Below are 7,843 nucleotides of genomic sequence, written 5' to 3'. Positions count from 1 at the left end.
TGGGGAGATGGGGGGATGGGGAGATGGGGGGATGGGGAGATAGGGAGATGGGGAGATTCTTATATTTATTTGCTATTTACACAATTTTTTGTATTTCATATCCATATAAATATTCTAGGCGCGACAATGAATTAGCCCTGCTCCCAGGAGGGGAACTAAGGAGACAGAATTTTAGAACAAAATCATAGCTGCCGCGATTGAGTAATCATAAGAGCAAGTATTTATACTTAATTATTTACTCGGAATTTGATCGACGAAAAAAGTAAAAAAGTCAGGACTTACGCAAAGACACTGTGTATAGAGTCCAGTAACTATTGGACAATAGTTATGAGTACTATATATAGTGTATCTGCGTGGGGAGATGGGGGGATGGGGAGATGGGGGGATGGGGAGATAGGGAGATGGGGAGATTCTTATATTTATTTGCTATTTACACAATTTTTTGTATTTCATATCCATATAAATATTCTAGGCGCGACAATGAATTAGCCCTGCTCCCAGGAGGGGAACTAAGGAGACAGAATTTTAGAACAAAATCATAGCTGCCGCGATTGAGTAATCATAAGAGCAAGTATTTATACTTAATTATTTACTCGGAATTTGATCGACGAAAAAAGTAAAAAAGTCAGGACTTACGCAAAGACACTGTGTATAGAGTCCAGTAACTATTGGACAATAGTTATGAGTACTATATATAGTGTATCTGCGTAAGTTCTATTGGTTTTTGTTGTGGCGATCGCTATAGATATAGATAGTGTGAATCTATAGATTGATTTGACATCTCCAGGGGTTGAAACACCCTGGATTCTGTGGTTAGTCCACCCCCATTTGGGACGGGGCGAATAAATGTGCGGAAGTAAATTCCGCACGCAGCCCCTCATAAATCCACATTTGCTTAAAGCCTGAAGGGCAGACTCCTAAACTCCTCGGCATAGACGGAAATCTAGCTGTGAGTCTACTTTTTTTTTGTTAGCTTTCACGAGTGGTTTTACTCGCACTGGTTGGAGCAATCTTCTCGCTGCTCTAGCTGCCTACTTGCTTTTCGGTGCCGAATGCGGAGCTAACAGCCGTCGTAGGAAGTTAATTCCCCGTCTCCTGTCCACCGGAATTTCACCGCAAAGCGCGGTCATGTCATGGCGACAAACCTTGTTCCTTATTCCGCTATTATACCAGACTTTTACTCCGCTTTATTACCCGCGTGTCGTTATTCAACCAGCTGTTAAAATGGGCGCTGCGTACTTCCTCCCGACGCTTTTTAGGTTTTTTCAACTATAGCGCCTGGGTTTTTAGGTTTTAGATTAGTTTTTGTTGTGGCGATCGCTATAACTTGAATTTCATACTTTTGATATAAATAGGATTTACGCAGATACGCTATATATAGCGCTCACAACTATTGTCCAATAGTCTTTATACTCTATAAATAGTGCCTTTACGTAAGTCCTGATAAATTGTCCTGTGATTGGCGGAAAATCTACGAAAAAGTAGTATTTAAAAGCCTTTCCTAACGAAATGCTGCGCAAACAGGTGTCTAATATATGCACAAATTTTTCGGCTGATAACTGTTAACGTAGTTCCGACCTAGGAGGCTAGCTGATAGCTGATGGCTAGTTAAGATAAGATTATATTGGTTAAAAAATGTTAATAAGCGTTAACTGATGTTCATATCTTCTCAAGGCATAATCAAGCTCAAAAAATCCCTCAAGCAGAGAGTATTTTTTGGCAATGAACCGACACCGGAACTCATCGCTATATTGCTTGTTTACTTTGTCCAAGGAATTTTAGGATTGGGACGTCTGGCTGTCAGTTTCTTTCTCAAAGATGAATTGGCCATGAGTCCCGCTGAAGTATCGGCAATGTTTGGCGTTGTGGTCATACCCTGGATGATTAAACCTGTTTTTGGGTTCATTTCAGATGGAGTGCCAATATTAGGCTATCGACGACGACCTTATATGATTTTTTCTGGGATACTGGGGGCGTTTTCTTGGATAGCATTGGCAAAATGGGTAGATACTCCACTAGCAGCTACAGGAGCGATCGCTCTGAGTTCTTTATCGGTGGCTATTAGTGATGTAATTGTTGATTCTTTAGTTGTACAAAGAGTGCAAAAAGAATCTATTAGTAGTACGGGTTCTCTACAATCTTTATGTTGGGTAGCTGCAGCATTAGGAGGACTAATGACTGCTTATTTGAGTGGTTATTTACTGGAGCATTTTAGCAATCAAACAGTATTTTTAATCACAGCTATTTTTCCTTTGATTGTTTCTGTTGTAGCCTGGTTAATTAATGAAGAAAAAGTTACTATTGGGATTAATTTTGACAATGTAAAACAGCAAATTAAACAGGTAAAAATAGCTGTTACAAAAAAATCAATTTTATTACCAACCGCTTTCATTTTTCTTTGGCAAGCAACCCCTAATTCTGAGTCGGCTTTCTTTTTCTTTTCTACAAATGAATTAGGATTTCAACCAGAATTTTTAGGAAGGATACAGTTAGTAACAAGTATTGCAGCTTTAATAGGTGTTTGGCTATTTCAACGCTTTTTTAAATCTGTTCCTTTTCGGCAAATTTTCGGATGGTCTACAGTTATTTCTGCTGTTTTAGGAATGACTACTTTATTGCTAGTTACTCATTCTAACCGCAGTCTAGGTATCGATGACCATTGGTTTAGTTTAGGAGATAGTTTAGTGCTAACAGTAATGGGAAAAATTGCTTTCATGCCCGTATTAGTTTTAGCTGCCAGACTTTGCCCACCGGGAGTAGAAGCAACCCTGTTTGCTTTATTAATGTCTATCTATAATTTAGCTCAATTAACTTCCCATGAAGGCGGTGCATTGTTAATGCATTGGTTAGAAGTTACAGAGACAAATTTTGATAATTTATGGTTGTTAATAGTTATCACTAACCTATCTACCTTATTGCCATTATTTTTACTAAATTGGTTGCCCGCAGCTAATGCTCAAATGGAGGATAAGGAAGAGGAAAATATGTTAACCTTGACTCCCAATACTCAAAAATTAATAGGAGATAAAATAGAGAATGAAGAAGAGTTCAAGAATTTAGAATTAAGAATTTAGAATTACCTCTCCTTGAAAAGAAGAGGATTGACTAAAAGAAAAATTTTGATTTATTATCCCCTTAAAATGGGAGGTTTTAAACCACAATATTTCGGTGATAAATAGGGCTTGCTGATTAAATATCACGCGTCTTGACTGGTTTTGGTTTTACCCTTTTCAGGTACTAAGGGAGTACCAGCTTTTCGGTGGATCAGGTTCAAAAATCTAAGATTTTAGGCAAGATCGGGGTAGAAAATCACTTTTACGATTCTTCTGACTACTTCTTCTATAATTCCCATTCCTCCTGTTTGCGCAGCATTCCGAAGGAAATTCACCGATTCTGGATTCTGGATTCTGGATTCTGGATTCTGGATTCTACCCCCTACCAAAAAACTTTTTCAGCAAGCCCTAAATACATCTACTATCTTGATTTCAACTACTATAAATTAATCAAGCTTATGGGTGGTTGAAGAAGAAAAAATAAATACAGCGTATTTTATATTAGTAAGGTACACCAATCGCGGGCAAGATGCCCGCACTGGCATTCACTTTAGCACTCATTCCCTGTTCCCTATTCCCTGTTTCCTGTTCCCTAAAAGCATAAAATTTTGTACTTTCATCAACTCGATAACTGAGGAAAATATGTTAACCTTGACTCTAAAGAATCCCAAATTAATAGGAGAGAAAATAGAGCATAAAAAAGAGGTAATAAATACATCTACTATCTTGACTTCAACTACTATAAATTAATCAAATGTAGAAATGTAGTGCGGGCATCTTGCCCGCGACGGGTGTACCTCAATGGAATTTGCTGTAATTTTTATTCATTGTTTTATTCCTGTTCCCTGTTCTACCAATTTTAAAAAAGGCAAAGGCAATATATCAGGACTTACGCAAATGCACTATTTATAGAGTCCAAGTACTATTGGACAATAGTTTTGAGCGCTATATATAGCGTATATGCGTAAGTCCTATATATATAGGATATCGCTCAGTTACGCTGTCGCTAACACACCCTACCAATAGCTGTTTTATCCCTATAAATTAATCAAGTTTATGGGTAGTTTAAGAAGGAAAAAGTGAATGGGGATAGTCTTCGACACGCTACTTTGTGTCTACAAACACCAAACAATTTTACAGCAGATTCCAAGTATATGAAGTACAGGTATTAACAATTAAATGTCTGTAGGCATCTTGCCCGCGACGGGTGTAGCTTACCAAGGTATAATCCTCTATAAGCACCTCCGTTGACAACTGATAACTGATAACTGATAACTGATAACTGAAATGGCAAATTTACAAATTGAAAAATCTACATCTTATTCTCGTGAAGATTGGAAAAAAGGATATGAATCTCAACCCAATGAATATAGTTATTGGATTGATGATATAGAAGGTGAAATACCAGCAGATTTGAATGGTACTTTTTTCCGCAACGGACCTGGTTTATTAGATATTAATGGTCAGGCGATCGCTCATCCTTTTGATGGTGATGGAATGGTTTGTTCTATTGGCTTTAAAAATGGTTGTGCTTACTTCCGAAATAGCTTTGTTAAAACGGAAGGTTATGTGGCAGAAAAAGCAGCAGGAAAAATTCTCTATCGAGGGGTTTTTGGCACTCAAAAACCTGGTGGTTGGTTAGCTAATATTTTCGATTTGAACAATAAAAATATTGCTAATACTGGTATTCTTTATTGGGGCGATAAACTTTTGGCATTGTGGGAAGGATCTCAACCTCATCGTTTAAATCCAAATAATTTAGAAACTATTGGAATTGATGATGTAGATGGAATTTTACAACCTGGTCAAGCTTTTTCTGCTCACCCCAGAATTGAGAAAGGAAAGGATGGTAAAGGAGATGTTTTAATTAACTTTTCTGTGAAGCCTGGTTTATCAAGTACTATCACTATTTTTGAGTTTAATAGTCAGGGAAAATTATTCAAACGTTACTCTCATTCGATTCCTGGTTTTGCTTTTTTACACGATATGGTAATTACTCCAAATTACTGTATCTTTTTCCAAAATCCTGTTACTTTAAATCCTATTCCTTTCTTCTTAGGGCTGCGAGGTGCTGGTCAATGTTTGGAATTTTCACCTAATAAATCAACGCAAGTTGTTTTAATTCCTCGTGATGGTAGTAAAGGCATGAAAATTTTGGAAACTGAGTCTTGTTTTGTCTTTCATCATGCCAATGCTTGGGAAGAAAATGGGGAAATTTATGTAGATTCCATTTGTTATGATTCTTTCCCAAAAGTTGACCCCGATGCTAATTTTAAAGATGTAGATTTTGACTCAGTTCCTGAAGGTCAGTTATGGAGATTTAAGATTAATCTTGCTCAGGAAAATGTGGAAAGTAAAGTAGTAGAAAGTCGTTGTTGTGAGTTTCCAACTTTACATCCGAATAATGTGGGAAAAGCTTATCGATATTTGTTTATTGGCGCTACGGATCTTCCGACAGGAAATGCTCCTTTACAAGCAATATTAAAGATTGATTGGCAAACAGGAGAACGTCAAATTTTTAGTGTTGCACCGCGAGGTTTTGCGGGAGAACCTTTATTTGTTCCTTTTCCGAATGGGGTAAATGAAGATGATGGTTGGTTGTTGATGTTGATGTATGATGCGACGGAACATCGGTCAGATGTTGTGATTTTGGATGCTAGAGATTTGAATAAAAAACCTGTGGCGAGGTTGCATTTAAAGCATCATATTCCTTATGGTTTACATGGGAGTTTTACACCTCATTATTTTGGGGAATAGGTGATAGGTGGTATAGCATTTCTGATCAAGATGAAGTAAATTTACAATCCCCCTAAATCCCCCTTGAAAAGGGGGACTTCTGGTTCCCCCCTTATTAAGGGGGGCTAGGGGGGATCTAAAATTGTATCTCATAAATTAGAGAAGTGCTATGGGTAGTAGATATTAGGTATTTAAGTAAAAGAAAAGAATAAAGCAAAATTTATTTTTTCCTTCCTCCTCATCTTATCTACTTCCTACTTCCTAAAACCATTAATATATGTACTTCATAAAGTAAAAAACTGCTGTATATCATAATTGATTTGTTAAGCTAAAGGCAATTCAAACTAACTTATATAAAAATTAAAAATTATGAGTAACGACAAGTCTAAATCTGAAATATCGGGAAATACTATTAACGGCTCTTTAAATAATGCAAATATTATCAAAGACCACGGCAAAATAGAAGCACATCAAAATAACTATTATTCTGAAGAGAAAAAATCTTTAGCAAAAGCTGCAGAAGAAATTCAGGAATTGTTAGACCAACTTTCTATAACGTATTCTGACCCGGAAGAAGCTAAACAAAAAACAGCAGAAGAAATTGCTACAAAAGCTAAACAAAATCCTTCATTTAAAGAAAGTCTGAAAAATCTGGGGAAATCTCTAGGAAATAAAGCGGGTGAAACAGCAGTTACTGAGTGTGTTAAGCAATTAATACCTATGGCTCTTGCATTACTTTTGTAGAATAATACGGCAATTAATAAAAATCATATAAAAGGTAAAGATCCCCCATTATCCCCCTTAAAAAGGGGGACTTCCAGTTCCCCCCTTGTCAAGGGGGGTTAGGGGGGATCTCCAGCACTGTACCTAATACTTACTGAGAAATGCAATAATAATTTTTTGATGAGATTACGAGCTAAATATTAGTAGATAAAAAATGACAAAGGTATCATCAGGATTGAAAATTTGAAGAGAAATAGTTGAGAGGAATAATTGACTTTCTTCTGGGTTATGCTGAACCAATATAGAAAAACAAAAGTTATGTCAAATAACAAGTCTAAATCTGAAATTTCTGACAATACTATTGATGGAGCTTTTAGTCATGCAAATGTGATTAAGGATAATGGCAAAATAGAATCTCAACAAAATAATAATACAGTTAGTGATAAGGAAAATAATAATCAAATAATTCAGGGTAGCCAACATATAATAATTCAAGTCAATAATACTCCTTCTACAGCAGACACACCTGAAATAATTACAAATATTAAAGCAGAACCAAAGATATCATTTATGATTTCTGGAACAGGTGACAAAAAAATTAAAACTACATTAAAAGCATTAGAAAAACATCTACAGAAATTCTCTGCTGATGTGGAATTAACAATTGTTGATGTTGATGAAGGAAGTTTAAAATTTGTCTTACAAGGTACTCCAGAAGGTCTAGAAAGAATTGAAAGATTATTTAATTCAGGGGAATTAAAAGAAATATTTGATGTGCCAATAGAAAGTGTTGAGTTTATCGAGCCAGATAAGGAAAAATTAGCATTTACAATTGCTGGGGATATTTCTTACACTGATGTGGCAAAACTTAAAGCTGCGGTTACTGGAGTTGATGAAAAAGAACTATTAATTCAGAAAATTAGAACTTATCAAGGGAAAGAAAAATTAAATCTTAGAGGAGCAGAACTCAGTGGAGCCAACCTCATTGGAGCCTACCTCATTGGAGTCAACCTTAGTAGAGCTGACCTAAGAGGAGCCAACTTCAGTAGAGCTGACCTCAGTAAAGCCAACCTTAATGGAGCTAACCTTAATGGAGCTAACTTTAGTGGAGCTGACCTCATTGAAGCCAATCTCATTGGAGCCTACCTCATTGAAGCCTACCTCATTGAAGCCAATCTCATTGGAGCCTACCTCATTGAAGCCTACCTCATTGAAGCCAATCTCATTGGAGCCTACCTTAGAGGAGCCTACCTCATTAGAGCCTACCTTAGAGGAGCTGACCTCAGCAGAGCCGACCTCAGTAAAGCCAACCTCAGTGGAGCCAACCTCAA

At 36.8% G+C, this 7,843-nt stretch carries 5 protein-coding genes; all 5 read left to right on the top strand.

Annotated features, from left to right (window positions below):
- Positions 1–327: 327 nt before the first annotated feature.
- Positions 328–489, top strand: coding sequence for a hypothetical protein (locus F6K54_RS34060; protein ID WP_293087995.1), 162 nt, complete (start codon positions 328–330; stop codon positions 487–489).
- A gap of 1,166 nt (positions 490–1,655) precedes the next feature.
- Positions 1,656–3,074 carry a folate/biopterin family MFS transporter gene (locus F6K54_RS34055; protein WP_293087993.1) on the top strand — a complete coding sequence of 473 codons (1,419 nt, stop codon included), beginning with the start codon at positions 1,656–1,658 and terminating at the stop codon, positions 3,072–3,074.
- Between the two features lie 1,266 nt (positions 3,075–4,340).
- Positions 4,341–5,810: a carotenoid oxygenase family protein gene (locus tag F6K54_RS34050; RefSeq protein WP_293087991.1), complete on the top strand. Its 1,470-nt coding sequence runs from the start codon at positions 4,341–4,343 to the stop codon at positions 5,808–5,810.
- Between the two features lie 348 nt (positions 5,811–6,158).
- On the top strand, positions 6,159–6,533 hold the full coding sequence (locus F6K54_RS34045; RefSeq protein WP_293087989.1) for a hypothetical protein: 375 nt from the start codon (positions 6,159–6,161) through the stop codon (positions 6,531–6,533).
- Positions 6,534–6,830: 297 nt separating this feature from the next.
- On the top strand, positions 6,831–7,843 hold a 1,013-nt coding region (locus tag F6K54_RS34040), incomplete at its 3' end, for a pentapeptide repeat-containing protein (protein ID WP_293087987.1).

Origin of the sequence: Okeania sp. SIO3B5, assembly GCF_010692555.1 — a bacterium.
Lineage (GTDB): Bacteria > Cyanobacteriota > Cyanobacteriia > Cyanobacteriales > Microcoleaceae > Okeania.
The sequence above is the reverse complement of the archived record's forward strand: the minus strand, read 5'-3'. Positions and strand labels throughout refer to the sequence as shown.